Annotated in this window: 12 protein-coding genes and 2 pseudogenes; 5 read left to right on the top strand and 9 right to left on the bottom strand. The window is 58.0% G+C overall.

The window, feature by feature from the left end:
- The 3 genes from CKW21_RS03395 to CKW21_RS31620 form a co-directional block, all read right to left on the bottom strand.
- Window positions 1–7,922, bottom strand: a 7,922-nt coding sequence (locus tag CKW21_RS03395) for an amino acid adenylation domain-containing protein (protein WP_170948622.1), incomplete at its 3' end; no start/stop codon positions are given.
- Window positions 7,923–8,035: 113 nt separating this feature from the next.
- The gene (gene pabB / locus CKW21_RS31615; protein WP_256590103.1) at window positions 8,036–9,505 is read right to left on the bottom strand and encodes an aminodeoxychorismate synthase component I; all 1,470 of its coding nucleotides are present in this window, start codon (window positions 9,503–9,505) and stop codon (window positions 8,036–8,038) included.
- Between the two features lie 54 nt (window positions 9,506–9,559).
- Window positions 9,560–10,138 (bottom strand): aminodeoxychorismate/anthranilate synthase component II, encoded by a 579-nt coding sequence (locus CKW21_RS31620; RefSeq protein WP_256590104.1) that lies wholly within the window; start codon window positions 10,136–10,138, stop codon window positions 9,560–9,562.
- A gap of 463 nt (window positions 10,139–10,601) precedes the next feature.
- Here CKW21_RS31620 and CKW21_RS03405 point away from each other — a divergent pair.
- Window positions 10,602–11,066: pseudogene (locus tag CKW21_RS03405) on the top strand (tyrosine/phenylalanine carboxypeptidase domain-containing protein); the annotation flags it as partial.
- A gap of 298 nt (window positions 11,067–11,364) precedes the next feature.
- On the opposite strand, the pseudogene CKW21_RS31695 reads toward CKW21_RS03405, so the two are convergent.
- From CKW21_RS31695 to CKW21_RS03425, 3 genes and pseudogenes are all read right to left on the bottom strand, one after another.
- Window positions 11,365–11,523: pseudogene (locus CKW21_RS31695) on the bottom strand (IS110 family transposase); the annotation flags it as partial.
- 395 nt (window positions 11,524–11,918) lie between these two features.
- Window positions 11,919–12,782 carry an NmrA family NAD(P)-binding protein gene (locus CKW21_RS03420; RefSeq protein WP_170948623.1) on the bottom strand — a complete coding sequence of 288 codons (864 nt, stop codon included), beginning with the start codon at window positions 12,780–12,782 and terminating at the stop codon, window positions 11,919–11,921.
- Window positions 12,783–12,955: 173 nt separating this feature from the next.
- The gene (locus CKW21_RS03425; protein WP_095192618.1) at window positions 12,956–13,375 is read right to left on the bottom strand and encodes an organic hydroperoxide resistance protein; all 420 of its coding nucleotides are present in this window, start codon (window positions 13,373–13,375) and stop codon (window positions 12,956–12,958) included.
- Window positions 13,376–13,616: 241 nt separating this feature from the next.
- On the opposite strand from CKW21_RS03425, the gene CKW21_RS03430 reads away from it, so the two are divergent.
- Window positions 13,617–14,567 (top strand): GlxA family transcriptional regulator, encoded by a 951-nt coding sequence (locus CKW21_RS03430; protein ID WP_095192619.1) that lies wholly within the window; start codon window positions 13,617–13,619, stop codon window positions 14,565–14,567.
- Between the two features lie 156 nt (window positions 14,568–14,723).
- On the opposite strand, the gene CKW21_RS03435 is transcribed toward CKW21_RS03430, so the two are convergent.
- Window positions 14,724–15,929: an epoxide hydrolase family protein gene (locus CKW21_RS03435; protein WP_218274031.1), complete on the bottom strand. Its 1,206-nt coding sequence runs from the start codon at window positions 15,927–15,929 to the stop codon at window positions 14,724–14,726.
- A gap of 274 nt (window positions 15,930–16,203) precedes the next feature.
- On the bottom strand, window positions 16,204–16,656 hold the full coding sequence (locus tag CKW21_RS03440) for an Ohr family peroxiredoxin (RefSeq protein ID WP_095192621.1): 453 nt from the start codon (window positions 16,654–16,656) through the stop codon (window positions 16,204–16,206).
- Between the two features lie 358 nt (window positions 16,657–17,014).
- Here CKW21_RS03440 and CKW21_RS03445 point away from each other — a divergent pair, with 358 nt between their 5' ends.
- Window positions 17,015–17,932, top strand: coding sequence for a LysR substrate-binding domain-containing protein (locus CKW21_RS03445; protein WP_095192622.1), 918 nt, complete (start codon window positions 17,015–17,017; stop codon window positions 17,930–17,932).
- 104 nt (window positions 17,933–18,036) lie between these two features.
- Window positions 18,037–18,489, top strand: coding sequence for a hypothetical protein (locus CKW21_RS03450; RefSeq protein WP_095192623.1), 453 nt, complete (start codon window positions 18,037–18,039; stop codon window positions 18,487–18,489).
- A gap of 125 nt (window positions 18,490–18,614) precedes the next feature.
- Here CKW21_RS03450 and CKW21_RS03455 read toward each other — a convergent pair whose 3' ends face one another.
- Window positions 18,615–20,288 carry a hypothetical protein gene (locus CKW21_RS03455; RefSeq protein WP_095192624.1) on the bottom strand — a complete coding sequence of 558 codons (1,674 nt, stop codon included), beginning with the start codon at window positions 20,286–20,288 and terminating at the stop codon, window positions 18,615–18,617.
- 344 nt (window positions 20,289–20,632) lie between these two features.
- Between CKW21_RS03455 and CKW21_RS03460 the strand changes: the two genes are divergently transcribed.
- Window positions 20,633–20,998, top strand: a complete 366-nt coding sequence (locus tag CKW21_RS03460) for a hypothetical protein (protein ID WP_095192625.1) — start codon at window positions 20,633–20,635, stop codon at window positions 20,996–20,998.
- The last annotated feature ends 37 nt before the right edge of the window (window positions 20,999–21,035 follow it).

Below are 21,035 nucleotides of genomic sequence, written 5' to 3' on the forward strand. Positions count from 1 at the left end.
AAATGGGCGTACGTCAGTGATTGCCCCTCGAACGTGACAGCGAACGCATCCGGCGTACGGTCGACTTGCGCCTCGAACAGTTGTTGGAGGGTCTGCGGTTGCAGGTGGTCAAAGCGCGGCGGATTGAATTCCTCGAGCAGTCGGGTCCGTTCCTGATGAGGTAACACCCGCAAGGCATTGATCGGCGTATCCGGCGCACACTCCAGCGCATCGGCCAGCGACACCAGCGTGGTGTGCATAAAGTCGCAGACCTGCCGCGAATCGATACCTTGCGTCGCTTGAACGATCAAACCGAAGTCGTTACCGATATCGTCGACACACAGTACCAACGGATAGTTGGTACGTTCGTGCGCTGACAGCAGTTGTACCCCTGGCCAGACGTATCGCCCGACCGCCAAGCCATCCTGTTCCTCACCGTGCCGATAGTTGAGTAAGGCGCTGAACAGCGGAGTTGGCGCGATCACACCGCTGCAGCGCTGCGCTTGGGCCAACGATGCATGCTCGTGGGCAAGTAACGCAGCCAATGCCTGGCTGGTCTGACGCACACCCTTTTGCACGCCCTCAGCACCGGCATTGATGCGCACCGGCAGGGTGTTGATGAACAGGCCCAAGGCGCGGTCCGCCCCGGCACCGCCCTGCAGTCGACCCAACAACACGCTACCGAAGACCACGTCGTCGCGGCCCGCCAGTACCGCCAACACCCGGGCCCAAGCCAAGTGATAGAGACTGGCCGGGCTTACACCCAGTTTCCGGGCCTGGGTGCGCAAGCGCAGGGCCAGTTCGCCCGAGACACTTGCCAAGGCTTCTGTCACCGGATCGGCGTCGGCCTGTATACCGGCAATGCCATAAGGCAACGTCGGCTCATCGACGTCGTGCAACCGCTCACGGAAGAAAGCCTCGTGTGCCTGGGCATTACCGCTCGATCGCGCCTGCGCCACGTAATCACGGTATGGCGCGCTAACGGCCAGTGTTGCGCCCTGCCCGGCCAGAATAGCCTGGACTTCGCGCTGCACGAACGCCAGCGCGACATGGTCCATCACGATGTGATGGAACCTGAGCAACCCGACCCCGCGCTGATTGGCCTCATCATCGGCATAAACCCAACGGATCAACGGTGCCTGGCCCAAGTCGATGCCACGCTGGCGAGCGTCGAATCGCTGCAGCAATTGCTCCGCCACGTCACCCTCGCGAGGGTCCGCCGAAAAGTGTTCGATTGACACTGGCGACTGACGCCAAACTACTTGCACCGGGGCATCGAGCCCTTCCCACAGCACAGCCGTGCGCAACACATCATGGCGATTGATGACCTGCTGCATCGCGCTGACCACCTGCTCGAACGCCGCTTGCCCGGCAAACGCGAACAACGCATGCAGCACATAAGGATCACCCCCGGTCGCGGTCAAGTGGTGATAAAGAATGCCTTCCTGCAGTGGCGCCAGCGGGTAGATGTCCTGCACGTTGGCGGCGCCACCCGCTACCCGGGCGACGATACTGTCGATGGCCGGCTGGGTCAGTTGCACCAGCGGCAGCATGGCCGCAGTGATGTGTTCGGCGTGCAGTGGTATCGCGTTGGCGGGTACGCTGAATAACTGATGTTCGGTGCTGACCTTCTGCGCCAATTCAGCCAGGGTCGGCGCACCGAGCAGCTCCGGCACCTGGGCAAACAGGCCGGCACGGCGCATGTGTTCGATCAGGCTGACCGCCATCAACGAATGTCCGCCCAGCTCGAAAAAATTGTCGTGACGGCTGACCTGCTCCACGTTCAACAACCGCGACCAGATACCGGCCAGCGTGCTCTCGACGTCACCCTGCGGCGCTTCGTAGACGGCCCGCGCGTAAGCCCCGTCCGGTGCGGGCAGCGCTTTGCGGTCGAGCTTGCCGTTGGGGGTCAACGGCCAGGCATCGAGGTGCACGAATGCCGAAGGGACCATGTACGACGCCAAGCGATTGCCGGCTAGCTCGCGTAGCGCTTGCGCAGCGACGGCGCTACCGGTGTAGTACGCCACCAGCCGCTGACCGGAACGCTCGTCGTCCCGGGCCAGCACCACAACCTCGCGCAAACCGGGCACCTGCGACAGCACCATTTCGATTTCGCCCGGTTCGATGCGAAAGCCACGGATCTTGACCTGATCGTCGTTACGCCCCAAGTACTCGATTGCACCATTGGGCAACCAGCGTCCAAGATCGCCGGTCTTGTACATCCTGGCGCCGGGCGCCTCGCTGAACCCATCGTTGACGAACCGTTCAGCGGTCAGGCGGGGCAGATTCAGGTAACCGCGAGCGACCTGAACACCGGCGATATGTAATTCACCCGCAATGCCCACCGGAACCGGTTGCCCCTGAGCATCCAGGATGTAGATACGGGTATTGGCGATCGGCCGACCAATCAGTGACACGCTGTCGTCGGCGCTGCATGTCCAGGCCGTGACATCGACCGCGGCTTCGGTCGGCCCGTAAAGATTGTGCAATCCGGTGTCCGGCAGCACTGTGGCGAAGCGGCGAACAAGGCTAAGCGGCAGCGCTTCGCCGCTGCACACCACACGCGTCAGGCTGCAGCATTCGGCGGCCTGTGCAGGCTCCAGAAAAACCTGCAACATCGACGGCACGAAATGCACGGTGCTGATCCGTTCCCGAGCGATCAGTTGCGCCAGATAAACCGCATCCCGGTGGCCCTCGGGACGTGCGATCACCAGCCTGGCGCCGATCATCAACGGCCAGAAAAACTCCCAGACCGAGACGTCGAAACTGAACGGGGTCTTTTGCAAGACCACATCTTGCGCCGTCAACCTCAGCGCTTGCTGCATCCACTGCAAACGGTTGACCACACCGCGATGCTCATTCATCACCCCCTTGGGTCGCCCAGATGAACCGGACGTGTAGATGACATACGCCAGCGTCCGCCAATCCTGCGCCAGCGCCGGGTTGTGCGAGGGGAACCGGGCGTTATTCCGGGCTTCATCAAGATCGAGGACGATCGCTCCACCCACACGCAACAGACCCCGGGTCTGGCCATGCATCAGCAGCGCGACCGGGGCACTGTCCTCCATCATGTGGGCCAGACGCTCGAGCGGGTATCCGGGGTCAAGCGGCACATAAGCGCCCCCGGACTTGAGAACGCCGAACAGGCCGACCACCATATCCAGGCTGCGCTCGACACAGATCGCTACTCGGTCATCGGCCCGCACACCCAGTTCGATCAACTGATGGGCCACGCGGTTGGCCTGCCTGTTCAACGCATCGTAGGTCAGTTGCTGGTCTTCGAAAGTCAGCGCGATGGCCTCGGGAGTCGACCTGACCTGATTTTCGAATAACTGATGCAGCGTGAGCGCCTGCGCAAAGGCACTGTCGGTGGCATTGAAATCGAACAGCACCCGCCGGCGTTCCTTGGCCGGCAACGCAACCAGATCATGCACGGCTTTTGCGGGGGTCAATTCAAGTGCCTGCGCCAAACTGGCCAAGACGGCCTGTACGCTGTCGCACACCAATTGCGCATCGATCCCGGTCACCGCCTGGACATTCAGTTCGAACCCTTGCCCCCCGTCATCGACCGACAACGTCAGCGGATAGTGGGTGCGCTCATATTCCTGGAGCAGTTCGATACCTTGCCAGTTCAGCGGCCCGGTGCCATTACCATGGTTTTCACTGCGTCGGTAATTCAGCAAGGCGCTGAACAGCGGTGTGCCAGGGGCAACCCCGCTGCAACGCTGTGCCAGCGCCAGCGGTGCATGCTCATGAGCGAGCAGGTTGGCCACCCGCGTCGCAGTATCGCGCACACTGGCGGCAACGCCCTGGGAACCCAGCGTCAAGCGCAGCGGCAAGGTATTGATGAACAATCCCAGCGCATGTTCGCCACCCGCACCGTGCATGCGCCCCAGCAGCACACTGCCGAACACCACGTCTGTCCGTCCCGTGAGCATCGACAACACCCGTCCCCACGCCAGGTGAAACAAGCTGGCGATACTGACACCGAGCCCCCGTGCCTGCGTGCGCAAACGGTCAGCCACCAAAGATGGTACGGGCTGGATTATTTCAATGGGCGCAGCGTCATCGCGAGCCTGTGCCACACCGAACGGTAACGTCGGTGACTCGATGTCCTGCAGCATGTCGCGAAAAAAGGCCTCATGGTTTGCGGCGGCCATGCTGTTCCGACTCTGCACCACGTAGTTGCGGTAAGGCGTCGCGTCAGGCAACAGTGCCCGCTGATCGAGCAGATAGGTTTGCATCTCCTGCTGCAGAACACTTAACCCGGCATGATCCATCGCCAGGTGATGAACCACCAGCAAAGCCAGCCAGCGGTCGTTGGCTTGATCGAAGGCGCAGGCCAGTCGCAGCAGCGGTGCCTGGCGCAGATCCAGACGCGAGTGACCGACATCGAAACGCTTGAGCAGTTGGCCGATGATATCGCCGTCCCGGACCTCGAAATCCAGCCATTGCAACGGCAGCGGCACGTCACGCAGGACCACCTGCACAGGCGCGTCCAGCCCTTCCCAGACCACTGCCGTGCGCAGGATGTCGTGGCGGTCGATGACCGTTTGCAAGGCCTGGATGAAGTCGCCGAGCCGGGCGCGATTGTCCAGCGCAAACAACCCATGCAGCACGTAAGGATCGCCGCCGCTGGACGACAAATGATGGTAGAGGATACCTTCCTGCAGCGGTGCCAATGGATAGATATCCTGCACATTGGCAACACCACCGGGCATGTTTTCAATCAACCCGTCGATCTGCGCCTGGCTCATTTCGACCAGTGGCAAGAGGTCTGGGGTGATTCGCGAACAGCCGACGCCGATACGATTGGGCGGGATCTCGATCTCCTGGCCGGTGCCTGTTTCCCGGGCAAACGCTTCCAGCGTCGGCGCGCCGAACAGGGCGCGGGGTTCGGCATTCATCCCCTGCCGACGCATGCTCTGGATCAGCCTTACGGCGGACAGCGAATGCCCGCCCAACTCGAAAAAGTTGTCGTGACGCCCTACTCGCTCGACGCCCAGCACCTGTTGCCACAACAAAGCCAAGGATTGCTCCCGCTCACCTTTGGGTGCCTCATAGGCATGGCTGATGCAGACTTCGGGCGCTGGCAAGGCTCTGCGGTCCAGCTTGCCATTGACGGTCAGCGCAAACGCCGTCAGGTGCATGAACGCCGATGGCACCATGTAAGCCGGCAACGCGTCACTCGCGCGACTGCGCAGACCCTCGGCCAGCCCGTCGGCACCGGTGTAATAAGCGACAAGGCGCACTTCACCAGGGCTGTCCTCCCGTGCGAGTACCGCCACCTCAAGCACGCCGGGCAAGGAGACCAGCGTGGCCTCGATCTCGCCCAACTCAATGCGAAAACCGCGGATCTTCACCTGGTCGTCATTGCGCCCCAGGAATTCGATGTTGCCATCGGCCATCCAGCGTCCCAGGTCGCCACTCTTGTACATCCGCGCACCGGGTGCAGCACTGAACGGATCGTCGACAAAACGCTCGGCGGTCAAGCCCGGCTGGTTCAGGTAACCTCGTGCGACGTGTGCGCCGGCGAGATAGAGTTCACCGACCGCGCCCGGCGGAACACGTTGGCCGAACTCATCAAGAATGTGAATCCGGGTGTTGGCCACCGGGCGCCCGATGTGCAGCGCCGCGTCGTGCTGATGCACTTGCCCGGCAGTGACCAATACCGTGGCTTCGGTCGGGCCGTAGGTATTGATCAATGCTTGTCCGGCAGGCAGACCGGCCGGCCATTGGCGCAACCGATCACCGCCGATCAGCACGTTACTGGCCAGTGGGTTGGCAAGGCCGCTGGCGTACGCCAGTTCCGCCAGCGGGGTGATCAGAATGGAGAGATCCACAGTCTGCACTTTCCACCATTGCAGCAAGGCCTGCGGGTCGTTGACCGTGTGCGACGGCGGCAGCAACAACGTGCCGCCGACACTCAGCGCCGTCCAGATTTCCCAGACACTGGCGTCGAAACCGACGCCGGCGAACCAGGTACTGCGGCTGCCTTCGCCAAGCTTGAACCGCTCGTTGTGCCAGGCGATCAGGTTATTCAACTGGCGGTGCTCGACCATCACGCCTTTCGGTCGGCCGGTGGAACCCGAGGTGTAGATCACGTAGGCCAATGACGTGCCGTGACACCCTGTGGGATCGGGATTGGTAAACTCCGCCTCGGTCATGGCGTGCAAGTCACCGAGATCAAGCTGCGGCATCGCGGTCTCAGGCAACAGGTGCGCCGTTCGATCGTGGATCAGCATGACCTTCGGCGCGGACTCGTCGAGGATGTAGCGCAAACGCTCCACCGGATAGGCGGGGTCCATAGGCACATAACCCGCACCAGACTTGAGAATCCCCAGCATCCCGACAATGCTGTCGAGGCTGCGTTGGGTACAGATCGTTACGCACTGGTCAGGCTGGACGCCCATGGCCATCAATCGATGCGCCACGACGTTGGCGCGGGTGTTCAACTGCGCATAGGTCAGGCTGTGTCCGTCTTGCTCGATGGCAATGGCATCCGGCGAGCGCGCTGCCTGCGCTTCGACCTGTCGATGGATCATCGGCGCCGGCGCAAACGCTACGTCGGTGGCGTTCCAGGACTCGAGTTGGCGGATTTCAGGTTCCGTCACGAGCGACAGTCGCGACACCGGCAACTCGGCATTTTCCAGCACCTGCTCAAGCATATGCTGCAGCCGAAGGCTGATCTGCCGGATTTCCCCGCGGCTGAAATAGGCCTGGTTGTAAAAGAAATGAATCCAGACGTTTTCGTCGAATTTGTTTTCACGGATATGGACCGTCAGCGGGTCCTGCTCATGCCTGTTCGATCCCATGATCACCTGCGCCTGCGCCTCATCGAAGCGCAAGTCATGATCATCGCGCTCGTAGGACACCGTCAGGTCGAACAACTGCGCGCGCTGCGAGCGCCACAGGCCGAGCGTGCGATTCAACTCACTCAACGGGAAGCGCTGATACCGATAATCCTGCTTGAGCATCCGCCCCAGAGAAGTGACCAGCGCCGAGAAACTCAGGTGCGGATCAAACGACAACCGCAGCGGGCTGACGCCGACAAACATGCCGGCGGTCGACTTGAGACGGGCATTACCGCGATTAAGCGTCGGTATGGCGATGGACAACTCGTCACGGCGCTCGGTGCGGCTGAAGTAGACGTGGAAAATGCCGAGCATCACATGGAAAGGCGTCGCGTCGCAGGCGCGTGCCAGCTCGACGATACGCTCGAAGAAATCACGGGACAGCCGCAAACACTCATGGCCACCCGGCGCCATACCTTTGTGTTGGATGACGCGATGACGGGGGGTGAACAACGGGTCGGGCACTGTATGGTATTTATCCAGCCAATACTTCAAGTTGCGCAACTGTTGCGGCGATTGCTCGAACGCCCGATCCTGCTCGATGAATTCCCGGTAGGTCGGCGCCGGTTCAGATTGATCTTGCGCCTCGACCTCGCTGTACAGTTTTGACAATGATTCGACCAGCAAACCGATCGCCCAACCGTCGACGATCAGGTGGTGAAAGTTGAGCGTGAAGTAAAAACGCGTGTCACTGACCTTTACCAACTCAAAGCGAAACAATGGCCGACCGATCAACGTGAAGGGGGTTTCCAGGCGCTCCTCAAGCAGCGCTAATGCGGCGCCCTCGGCGTCCTCCCGGTCGCTGAAGTCGTGAAATGGCACTTCCACCGACAGCGTATCGACGATGCGTTGCAGCGGTACACCGTGTTCGTCGACAGACGATGTCAGCACGATGCGTAACGCATCGTGCTTGTGCACCAACCTGTTCACCGCTTGCTCAAAACGTTGCACGTCGACGTTGCCAGCGATCCGCACATGACCACCGATCTTGTAGAGCGGCGTACCTTCGTGCAGCACTTCATCGAACCAGATCTGCCGCTGAGCGGTGGTCAGGGGGTACACATCAGAGGGCGAAAATGGGCGATTCAAACGATAGCTCCCTGGCTTCATCGGCCAAAAATGACTGATGCCGCGCATGGATCGAAGCCAGGCGCATCAGTGTTCGAATAAAGAAGATAAATGGATCGCGCGACGAGAAGCTTTCAGACGGCAAGGCGGATTCGCATGCGTTCCACCGCCTCCACTACGTTGCGCGCCTTGATCAGCGTTTCGATGAACTCTTCTTCCGGATCGGAAAGCGCCGTAATCGCCCCTCCGACACCCAGCCGAGCCTGGCCGCGGTCAATCAGCACCGAGCGGATGACAATGCTCAGGTCGCAGGCGCCACACAGGCCGAACCAGCCCAGCGCCCCGGAATAGAGGCCACGAGAGCCCTGTTCAAGCCGATCGATGATTTCCATGGTGCGTTTCTTCGGCGCACCCGTCATCGAGCCTCCGGGGAAAGCGGCTTTGATGCACTGCACGGACGACACGCCGGGTTTCAAGGTGCCGCGAACGGTAGACACCAATTGATGGACATGGGAATAGGTTTCCACGTCGAACAGCTTCGGCACCTCAACCGAACCCAAGGCGCAGACCTGCCCCAGATCGTTGCGCAACAAATCGACGATCATCAGGTTCTCTGCGCGGTCTTTCTCACTGCCAAGCAGGTCATCGATCTGCCGGCCATCTTCAGCGGCGTCGGCGCCACGAGGCCGGGTGCCTTTGATCGGTTTCGCCTCGGCCAGGCCGTGCCGATCGATGCTGAGAAAACGTTCCGGAGACGCGCTCACCACATGCAAGTCGCCGACGTTGAAATAGGCGGAATGCGGCGCCGGAGACTGCACCCGTAGTTGGCGGTAGAGCTCGATCGGCGGATGCTCGAAAGGAAATTCAATGAGATTGGTCAGACAAATCTCATAGCTTTCACCATGGGCAATCTCGGTCAGCGATTCGTCGATTTTTCTCAGGTAGGCCGGTTTGTCATGACGCATGTACGCATGACGGGCGATCCAGTGCTGAACATCATCAATGGAGAAGCGTTTACCGGTGGTGGGCTGGCTCACCGTTGCCGCAGATGCAAGCCCTTGCAGCGTAGCCTCCACGTCATCGAACCAGGTATTGGCGAGCGCAGACTCGTCTTCGCTGGATGCCAGGTGCAGCAGCCAGGTTTTACCTGCAAGGTGGTCTATCACGATCAATCGGGTGGCAAATATCAATGCCGCATCGTGAGACGGTGAACGCCAGGCATCAACCCCAATGGTTTCGCCCTTGAGTTCGTAACCGAACACACCGACATAACCCAGATTGAAATCAAAGGGCAATTCGACCGGACATTCGACCACTCTTTCCTGCAATCGGGTTTGCAGAAAATCAAACAGGCTAGTTATTTCGAAATGTTGCACAGAGTCGCCACGCACCACTTGCGCCTGACGTTCGATCGCATCATAAGTAATACTTTCCGCCTGCGGCCCCTGGTCATCACCCATGAACGAAAACCGCGAAAAACCGGGTATAACCACGGCACTTTCCAACAGAAACTTATTGGCTGAGTCGCCAAAAAGTTGCTGAAACACTGTCAGTGCATCTGAACAAGCCGGCAACACTCTGAACAGAACGCTCGCTGAGATCATTATGCCCCCATCGGTGAATGTCCGATTTTTATTGGTGTGCAGTCTTAGCCGTGATCAATGCGCCATCGCAATATCACGAAAGTTGCGGAACAACTGGCTCCCTGCCTGCGTACTGATGGACTCTGGATGAAACTGAATACCGTGCAGGGGGCGGGTCTTATGTTGTATGCCGTGTATCATCCCGTCACTTCCCCAGGCCGTTAGTTCAAACGGGCCCTTGATCCGTTCGATGGCCAATGAGTGATACCGGACAACAGAAAGCTCCTCGGGCAGTCCCTTGAACACCCCCGTTGCGCTGTGTCGAATGACACTGATACGGCCATGCATAGGTTGCGGAGCAAGAGAAACGGTCATTCCGTGCTCATGGGCAATACATTGATGACCAAGACAGACGCCCAGCACAGGTACTGGGCTGGTCAGAATGACCTGCGCACTTAGGCCGACATCTTCCGCCCGTGCGGGATTACCCGGCCCGGGAGAAACGATAATGCAGTCATAACGGCTGAAATCAATCTGTTCGATGGCAGCAGTATTCTGCAGCACGACAGGTTCTTCACCGCACGCTTGGCCCATGGCTTGATAGATGTTGTACGTAAACGAGTCGAAATTATCGATGATCAGTGTTCTGCACACAATCGGCCTATTGAAGTCTTGTTTCAGTTTATGAATTTATTATTAGAAACACTGCTTGCGGACCCAACACATTAGAGGGGCGATTTTCCATGCTTTTTTGAACGCACAGACAGGATCTTTCACACTTGGGCCAAAGCCAAATTGTGGTCCGTCACGGTATCGCACCTTTAAGCGTCACACTAACGACAAACGTATAACATGACTTTTTCAGAATAACCATTACACCCTTGTAATTTTGATCACTTTCAGACGCAGATCACAGACCGAAGACAGGGGTGATATCACGCCAATGAAAGAAATTTTCGTTCTTGCGCCTTTTATTAAAACATCATTGATTGGACTACTGGAAAAATGGAAAATTGGATAAATCATTAATATTGCGCATCAGAAACGCCGATGCGTTAGATTTCTTTTATCGCACTAACGACATTGATCAAACCGGCGTTTGCTCTTGCTTTTCCGATGGCAGCAGGCGCTGGATGGCGCCGACTTCATCCAGGTGTTTGAAGGCTTTTTGGCGGGTGGGCAGTCCCAGGAGGAGTCGTTCCGCTCGACGCAACGGGTTTTCCGTGGCGCCGACCTGCGGGGTGGCTCGGCGTTTACCAAGGATGCTGCTTATCTGACGGGGATGCTTGGCGTGCATACGCTGTTGCGCATTGCGATCCGTGATAACCGGCCGGATCTGGTGGGGCATTTGTTTGCCGGGCGCCTCAGCCTGGGGGACACGGTGCGCCTTGCCCCATTGTTCGAATGCGGCTGGCTCAAGGGTCCTACTTACGTACCCGCCTGGGCCTCTGACCTGCGGTTGCTCGCCGCCAATCTGGCCTTCTCCGCCTTTATCGCCCGCATCAATCTGGATGTGCTCGATCTGGACGTGTTCATGGCCTTTGCAGACCAGCATGAAAGCGATGCCAGTGCGCTGGGGTGACGTGGGCGGTCTGAATGACCGCGTTGTCTGGGCGTCTTTCGCGAGCAGGCTCGCTCCCACAGGAATGCTGTTCACTTCAGATAATTTTCAGGCAAACAAGAAATCTGTGGCGAGGGAGTTCACTCCCGCTTGAGTGCGTAGCACTCACAAAAATCGCGATGGTTGTCAGGTTTTTGGGGCCGCTGCGCAGCCCTGCGCGAGCAAGCTCGCTCGCCACAAGGATTGGCAAGACTCAAGATTCTCTTAAGTGAACAGCACTCCGCTCCCACAGGGACCTGCGCGAAACCTGTGGGAGATTCTATGTTGCAGGGGAACCCTGCAACTTTAAATTTGGCTGGTATTCGCTCTGATTTTTCATGAGAGCAAATGCCACCCGGCAGAGCTTACGGGCGAGAATGACCAGAGCCTGAGTTCTGGCCAGGCCCCTTGCCAAGTAAGATTCATAGAACGGTTTCCGGCCAGAAGCAGCCATTCGAGTCCCGCGAGTCAAACGTGTTTACAAATTCATCGAAGAAAAGTATTTCACTTCGGGAGACTTTAATGGACTGAAGCTCCATGAACTACTTAGCCGTCTTGGCTTAGGCAAGGACGAGGTTCTAACCGAGATCCGGATCGGTATCGAGACTGATGTGTTTACGATCGAGCATTTGGGTAACCCTCATATAAAATCGTTCGCCGATGTTAAAAAGGACGAAATGCTTGCGTTTTTAGATGAGAGTAAGGGGGAGGCAATTTTAAACTGCGAAAAACCAGAACATTCTGAGTATCTGAATGCCAACTCACCCCTACCTTTTCATAGTTGAAATAGTCGGCATGGAGCAGTCAGTTAACATACTCCATGCCGAGATGGGTTTAAGTCAGCAGATTACGGTGCAGTTCGATAAACTGCGCAGGGGTCAGCAGGGGCTGGCCGATGATAGCGGTGCCGATGCTGTCTAAACCTTCCAAGCGCCTTTCACGTTGGTCAATCTTTACTGCACTGAAATGCGAAAGATAAGAGCGATCGTGGTCCAGACCCAGCAGGCAGACGAAGTCCTCAACCGGGATCTGTTCAAAGCGGACCTCTTTGCCTAGAACAGTACTCAGGAGGCCGGCCAGTTCCTGGTGGCTGTATTCTTCTGGCCCATGCAGTTCATAAGTCTGATGGCCATGCCCTTCAGGATTGGTCAGGATACCTGTAACGATGCGTCCGATATCACTTGCAGCCAAAGGAGCAAATCGGCTGTCAGGGTCGAATGGCGTGACATACCGGCCAAACTGAATCAGGGGCGCAATATAGAGCATCCACTCGGCAAAGAAGGTAATACGCAGATGAGTAGTGGGGATCCCGGTCCAAATAAACACTTGCTCGGACATCCAGTGATTCAGGGTGGCCGGACTGCGCGCATCGGGACGTGATTGCTTTTGCGACAAATTTACAATGTGCTTTACCCCTTGTTCCCTTGCCGCCTGGGAAAATATCACTGCCGCCTCAACTAAGCCCGCGGTTAGCGGATAGCAGAAGTATGCCCCATCAACGCCTTCCATCGCCGTGCGAACGTGCTTGAGGTTTAGCAGATCTCCTACAAAGACATTAGCACCCTGATCTCGAAGCTTTTGGGCGCGCGCATCTTCGCTGCGAACAAGCGCATTTACTCGATGACCTTTCTCCAGCAGGAATTTGACAGTCGGAGAACCTGTTGCGCCGGTAGCGCCTGTAACCAGAAAAGTTTTCATCAGTAAGCACCTCTATTTGTAGGCAAGGGAACTTCATTAGAGAACTCGAAGTTCCCCGCACATTGGGATCGTCACATGCTGGGTTTAGCGCACCGTTTCTATCGACAGAGTATTCATTGATGCCACGGTTCCAGCGCAACAAATCAGACGGTAATCTGAGTTAAAAGCCGGAATTAGACCACGTTGATTTCAACATCAATATTGCCGCGAGTTGCCTTCGAATAGGGGCAGGTAGAGTGCGCGGTATCGACCAGCGAACGAGCAACTTCAGGATCTACGCCGGGGATGCTGACATTAAGGCGTGCTTGCAGGAGATAGGCGTCGCCGGTCATGCCGAGATCCACTTCGGCATCAACGGTGACATTCGTGGGACGCGGTATTTTCAGTTTGACAGCCGCTTTTCCAATGGCCTCGATGAAGCACGATGACCAACCAGCAGCTAGTAACTGCTCGGGGTTGGTGCCAGCGCCGGAGGATCCTGGCGTCGACAATTGAATGTTCAGACGACCATCGTCGCTGTGCGCCTCGCCAGCACGCCCGCCGGTAGTGTGAGTTTTGCCGGTGTAAAGTAGATTTTCGATGTGGTTGATCATGGAAATACCTTATCAATTGTATATACGCCATTTATTTGCGAGTGCAATCGGGCAATGGCGTAAGCCCGATATAGCTAAATAGTTAACTTGCAGAGGCAGGCGTGCCCCTACATTTGAATCAGTGGAAGCTAGTCATGTTGGATCTCCGAGGGAGAGTGAACCTGAAGCTGATATTGCACCGATTTGACGACGTCCTAAATGACGTTTATGGTCGTCTTTTAGGACATCGGAGGAAACGTGTATGCACCGCATCGGCTATCTGCTGACGGATGGGTTCCAGATGCTTTCATTGGCGACGCAGACGGTGTTCGAATACGCCAATTTCGTTGTGAAGAGCCCTTTCTACACGATCGAGATTTTCTCGCCGGCTGGTGGCCTGGTGCGCTCGTCGCTGGGGCTCGCAGTTGATACGCGTCCTATGGAGGCGCCCAGACTGGCTGACACGTGGATCATCATCGGGGTCAGCGATCCACTGACCGCGGAGCCAGTGGAGGCCGTGTTGGACTTCGTGCGACAGGCCGGTAATCAGGCACGGCGCACCGCTGGCGTCTGCACAGGTAGCTTCGTTTTGGCCGAAGCCGGTCTGCTCGACGGGCGCCGCGCCACGACCCACTGGTTTTTCGCCCAGGAAATGCAAAAGCGCTATCCGAACATCGATGTCGACGATGACCGCATCTACATTATCGACGGCCCCATCTGGACCTCTGCCGGCATGACCGCAGGACTCGACCTCGCCTTGGGAATGGTAGAAAAGGACCTTGGGGCAGACGTAGCGCGTTCGGTTGCGCACAATTTAGTGATGCACCAGCGCCGTTCGGGTGGGCAATCGCAACATTCAGAGATGCTTGACTTGGCCCCCAAGTCGGATCGCATCCAGAACGTGCTGAACTATGTGCGTCAAAACCTGACGCGGCCGCTCAGCGTAGAGGAGTTGGCAGAGACCGCATACTTGAGCCCGCGCCAATTCACCCGAGTGTTCACCTCGGAAACCGGGCAATCGCCAGCGAAGGCCATTGAAGGTCTGCGGCTGGAGGCTGCGCGGTTAATGATCGAGCAAGGCCGCCACTCTCTGGAAATGATCGCGAGGGAAACCGGGTTTCGCGATCGTCGACACATGCGCGAAGCTTTTATGCGAGGTTATGGTGTGCCCCCCCAGGCGGTGCGCCGGGATGCTCGAAGTGTCGCGCTTTAGCTTCGGTAACCGGGTCAATGCCGACCCGTACGCGAGACTCGATGAAAAGCCCCCGCACGGTTCGGACCGCTTTCACGCCTGACGCTCAACAATCCGAACCGAGCCTCCTGATCAATACACGCCAAATCAGGTCTTAGAGGCCTATGTACGTGTCGCTCACCTCAGCGACTTGAATCCAGCGCGGACTTCCTGTGAGAAAAGCGCCGGTTGCTCCCACGCGGCAAAGTGCCCGCCCTTGGCAAGTTTGTTGTAGTGCACCAGCTTGGGATAAGCCTTCTGCGACCAGCTTTTCGGCGCTGCATACAGTTCATCGGGAAACACGCTGACCGCCACCGGGATGTTGACGCCCTTGACCGCGAAGAATGTCGATTTGTTTTCCCAATAGAGCCGCCCCGAGGAAACGGCGGTGTTGGTGAGCCAGAACAGCGTGATGTTGTCGAGGACGTCATCGGGTGTGAGGCCTTCCGGTTGACCGTCGATGGAGCGCGCAATCATTTCGTAGCTTTTGGGATCGTGATCGAGCATGAAGGCCGCCAGGCCGACCGGTGAATCTGCCAGGCCTGTCAGCGATTGCGGCCTGTCACCCATCATGATGGCGTAGCCGATGTGTTTGTAGGTGTTGGCGAGTTGATTCGCCGCGAACTGTTCTTCCTCGGACAGACCAGCGGGAACCGGCTCGCCGCGAAACAAGGCCGCATCAATGTCAGGCGGGATGACGCCGGGCATGTTCGAATGAATGCCGATCAAGCCAGGCGGCGCCTTCACAGCCATCAGGTCGACGACGATAGAGCCCCAGTCACCTCCTTGCGCCCCATACCGGGTGTACCCAAGACGCCGCATCAACTCGATGTAGGCATCGGCGATACGCACAGGATTCCAGCCGGTCACTTTCGGTTTCTCCGAGAAGCCGTAACCCGGCATCGATGGAATCACCAGGCTGAACGCATCGCAAGCATTGCCGCCGTACGCCGTTGGATCAGTGAGTGGACCGATGACTTTCATCAACTCGATCACCGACCCGGGCCATCCGTGCGCCATCAATAGTGGAAGCGCATTCTCGTGTTTAGAGCGGACATGGATGAAATGGATATCCAGGCCATCAATGTGGGTGATGAAGTTCGGAACGGCGTTTATTTTCGACTCAATAACTCGCCAGTCGTATTGGGTAGCCCAATGTTTGGCCAATTTCTGGATGGCCGCCAGTTGTACCCCTTGAGAGGAGTCATTGACTAATTCCTTATCCGGCCACCTCGTCGCTGTTATACGTCTGCGCAACTCTGAAAGCTCCGACTCTTTAGCGCTGAAATGAAAGGGACGTATTGCAGTGGAAACACTCTCTGTCTTGTTTGAAGTATTCGTCATAGCGTCAGTCCTGATTGAAAAACCGAGTAAACCCAAGGGTGCAGCCGCACATGTCACCGCGGCAACGCCGCAAAACTTGCGTCTGCTCAGGGAGGTTTGTTTGATGTTTTTTGGCATGCAGATTCCCACGACGCAACGTCACGCCGAGCCCGCCTTCGATTGAAAATGTTCTCGACCAACTTGCCGTCAGTTATATTTTTTACTGGGAAGTATCGATAAGCAGGTATTCAGGTTGGTGTTTCAACACGCCTGGAAAGTCAGTTATTTATATCAATCACGACGTCTGGACATTCAAGGCAACGTCGATGTTGCCGCGGGTTGCTTTCGAGTAGGGGCACATTTGATCCGCGGCATGTGCGACAGCGGACGCGACCTCATGCGTCAGACCTGGCAGCCGTAGATTCAGCCGGGCCTGAAGGAGGTAAGCGTTGCCGGCTTGACCCAGGTCGATCTCGATATCGACGCAGACGTCGGCTGGAACAGTCACCTTCAAGGCTTTGGCCGCAAGGCCGACCGCCGCGATGTAGCAGGCCGACCATGCGCCGGCAAACAACTGCTCGGCCGTCGGGTGCGGTTGGGTGGCGGCGAATACGTGGGCCGGTTCGGCACTCCCGGGGATCGAGAGTTGGATATCGAGGTTGCCATTATGCCCGCGCGAGGTGCTGCCGGAGCTGCTCAGAGTGGTGTGGGTTTTGCCGGTGACCAGGACTTTTTCGATGTTGCTCATCGGTGATTCCTTTAAGTTTTTTATGAGAATCAAATAGCCAAGAAGACACGTAACTATCTGACAGCATTGATTTTATAGACACGCCCGAGGGACCGAACAGAACGGAAAAACCGATCATCTTCGGCTTTTCCGCCCATCCCCCTGCTCCACCGCCCGTCGCCAGGACGCAAGATTAGTTTTGACATCACCCGGTCTTTGGTTGAACATCAATACATCGCATACGATCTAATCGATAACGATAAACGCATCCCCCTACCCTTGGAGACTCAGCCATGAACACTGGAAGCAGCCAAACACTCTTCACCTCTATCGCGCACGCTTGCTGTGGCCACAACGGCAATAACTGGATCACTGCTTCATGAAGCTGATCCAGCTTCGCGCCTTCTGCTCGGTTGTCGACATGGGCAGCTTTCGTTCGGCGGCACGAGAACTGGACGCTGCCCAGAGTACGTTGACCGAGTCGATTCGAAGCCTGGAAAGAGAACTGGGGGTCACCTTGTTGGTGCGCTCCAATCAGGGCATCAGCCTGACCGTGGCCGGCAAGGTGTTCCTGACCCGGGCGCGCTCGATCATTCTGGATTGCGATCGCGCGGTACAAGACGTGCGACAGTGCAATGGCCTGCCCGAAGGTCAGATCGCATTGGGTGTCACGGCGGAACCCCTGGCGGCGTGCTTGATGCCGGTCTTCAGCAGTTTCACCCATCGTTTTCCCAACGTGCGGTTACACGTCGCCAGTGGCAAGACGAAGATGCTGATCGAGATGATTCGCGCTGGCCGGCTCGACTTTGTGATGTGCCCACTGAGCGCCGACGTCAGCGATACCGACCTGCACATTGAACGGCTTTACAGCTCGAAAGCAGGCGTCATTGCGCGCAGGGGCCACCCCTTGGCGGATGCTCGCTCAGTGCGCGACCTGGCCGATTGCCAATGGATCAGCGTCCGGCCCGCCGGGGTTGTCGGGAGTGCCGAGAATCATCTGGTCGAGCTGTTCAGAGCCGAAGGCTTGCCAGCCCCAAAGATCGCGATCACGACCGAATCGTTGCTGGAGATCCTGCATATCGTCTCCGAGACGGATTACCTGACCATCGAGCCCAGCCTGCTGCCCGGCATGAAGCTGTTTTCCTCATCGCTGACCAGCATTGCGATACGCGAGCCATTGGAATCGCGGGCGGTGTGCTTGATCAGCCGTCGCGTCTCACCCTTCACCCCAGTCACACAAGAACTGACCAGCATGCTGATTTCCTACTCGCGCCTGCGTCACCGGGCCAAGGCGTGAGCCCGCGTCCTCACGATGAACTCACATCGGCACAGCCCGAGACGTGATGAATGCGCGATACCCGCTAATCTCCAATGGCACGTCTTAAGCACAGGAGTTTGGCAATGAATCCCGGACAATCATTAGCAGCTCTGATCATCACCGCAAGCCTCTTCGGCTGCGCCACTTCGTCAAACCATGGCGTGAACGTTCCACTGACCGCCACTCGGCAAAACCCGGGGCAGATCGGCAATGTGACCTTGACCGACTGGGACAAGCAAACCGGACTCAGTTTCTTCATCAGCGGTGTCCCAAGCGGCGCGGTTCTACCCTTGCGCCTTTATTCCTTTATCAATAAAGGCAGCTGCCAACAACCCGGCCCCGTGGCCTACGCCATGAATGACAAGGTCAACACCGAACGCCAACCCGTGCGCGGCTGGACCTTCTCAAGAAGCGCACCGGTCGCACTGCCGATTTTGCTGTCGGGTGGGTACTCCATCGTCGTGCGATCGGCAGCGACCGATGGCAACGCCGATATATTTTGCGGGGATATCAAGCAAAACAGCACGGTGAAGTAAAAAACCACACCCCCTGTGGGAGCGAGCCTGCTCGAGAAAGCGGCGTGTCAGGCAGTACAGAGTCGTCTGATTCGCCGCTTTCGCAAGCAAGCTCGCTCCCACAGGGGACTGATGTGTTCACTATTTCACTGGCAACACACCTTCCCAACCCGGCAAAAACATGACGCGCTAATTTCCACATCCGCCCGCGCCTTGGCCAGGTCCAGGCGGATTTTCGCAGCAGCGGCTTCAGTATCCCGGCCCAATCGCTTCAGGCATTCGACGTAGCCGTGCAAACTCCACACATTGTCCAGGTGCCAGGAGGCGCGGCTGAGGGTGCTGTCCAGGCCGAGGTCGGCGCGGTACGCCTGCAGGGCTTCTTCCACCCGCCCCTGTTCCAGCAGCAGCGCGCCCAGGGCGTGGCGCACCGGTTGCATCCAGCCCCAGGGTTCGTCGTACGGCAGGTTGTCGTCCAGTTCTTGTGCCTGACGCAAGTGATGGAAAGCGCAATCGAAGTGACCTTTGCGGTATTCGATTTCCCCGTTGAGCATGGCGCCGGCCACGGCCAGGATGTCGACGCATTGGTTGTTGAACAGGTAGCGGGTTTGCGGCACGCGAGCCCAGGCTTCGAGGAACAGGTGCTGTTCGGATTCGGCGGCGGCGACCTGGCCGGTAGCGGCGTAGGCCACGCCTTTGGCGTAGTGCAGCATTGCGGTGGTCACGCAGTACAGCGCCTGATCGACAGGCAGTTCTGTTGCGAGGATGTCTTGCCATTTGCCGAAGCGGATCTGCACGTGGACCTTCATCGACACGAAGCTTTCCAGCCAGTCGGCCATGGGGGGTTGTTCCACCCGCAGCAGTTCCTCCTTGATGGTCGAAGCCAGTTGGTCTGCGGCTTCCAGGGCCGGATGGTACTGGCCGAGGAACATCGCCGAGTAAAGTTTGAAGTGGTAATTGTGGCTGCGATACAGGGTGTAGAAGTTGATCGGTCCTTGCTGTTCCAGGTATTTGCGGTCGGCCTGGATCGCCCGGTGATTGGTGATCATGGCCCCGCGATAATCGCCGCAGAGCACGTCGATGTGCGACGGCATATGGCGCAAGTGCCCGGCGTCCGGCACCAGGTCGCGCAGGACATCGCCGGCACGCAGCGCCCGTTCGGGATACGGTGACATTTCCATGGTGTGGACGTACATGTGCAGCACACCAGGGTGCGGTGTATCGCCGTGTCGCTCCATGCGTTGCAGGGCTTTTTCCAGCACGGCGACGGTTTCCAGGGTATCGGCGCCCGCTGCCGGTTGACCGGTTTTCAGATCCCACAACTGCCAGGGCGTGCGGTCGATCAGCGCTTCGGCAAACAGCGCTACCACGTCGGGGTCGTCGGGAAAGGATCTGTAGACATCGCGCATGGACGCCGCGTAGGCATCGTTCCAACTGAAGAGTTGTTCGACGCTGGCCGCCTCATCGGCCTGGTAGCGTTGCTCCAGCGCGCGGATCAGCCCTTGCTCCACCGGTGATGCACGGTCGAGGTGCGTCAATGCGGCTTGCGTCGCCCGGCGAGCCTCGGCCACGGCCTCTTTCAACTCCTGCTCGATGAAGGCGTCCCAGCGTTTGTTGTAGTTGGGACCCGAGGCATAGGCGATGCCCCACCAGGCCATGGCGCAATCGCGGTCGTGTTCGAGGGCCTTGTGGAAACAACGGATGGATTCGTCGTGGTTGTAGCCGTAGCACCACACCAGGCCACGGTCGAACCAGAGCTGGGCCTGCGACGAGTTCGTCGTCACCGGGCGGCTGTAGGTGCCCAAATCGTAATAGTCGTGCATCGGTTTACCCTCTCGATCAGAGCGTGGAACTGGGTCGAACCAGCATACCCCCAAGGTCTCGATGGGGTGGCGCAGCCGACGACAGGCTGCATCCGCCACCGGGGGAGCCAATAACATGGCAGCCGGTCTCTGTAGGAGCGAGGCTTGCCCGCGAAGGCGTCGTGTCAGGCGACATTGAAGTTGAATGTACCGCCCTCTTCGCGAGCAGGCTCGCTCCCACAGGGGATCACCGAACAACCATTGACTGCGTCAATAGTCACCATTAACTCAATGAAGTTCTCTTAAAAATCCTGCGGCGTAACATCTGCTCCATACCAACCAACAACACCCCGGAGCACACGATCATGAAACGCCAAACCATCCTCAGCATCGCTTTCTCGATCTTCGCAGTGAACGCTTTCGCCGCTACCTCTGCTCAACCTGTAGTCGCTGAAGGCGGCTCGGATCGTCTGATCGAAAGCCGTGTGGCGGAAGGTGGCGCTGATCGCCTGCTCGAAAAACGCGCTGTGGCTGCCGATGGTTCGGATCGTTTGAAAGGCAACACCATCGCCGCTGATGGCTCTGACCGCCTGAAAGGCAACACCATTGCCGCTGATGGCTCGGATCGCCTGAAAGGCAACACCATTGCCGCTGATGGCTCGGATCGCCTGAAAGGCAACACCATTGCCGCTGATGGCTCGGATCGCCTGAAAGGCAACACCATTGCCTAAGTAAATGGCTACACCGCACCCTCCGAAAAGCCCGGCC

The organism is Pseudomonas sp. Irchel 3A7 (assembly GCF_900187565.1).
Taxonomy (GTDB): Bacteria; Pseudomonadota; Gammaproteobacteria; order Pseudomonadales; family Pseudomonadaceae; genus Aquipseudomonas.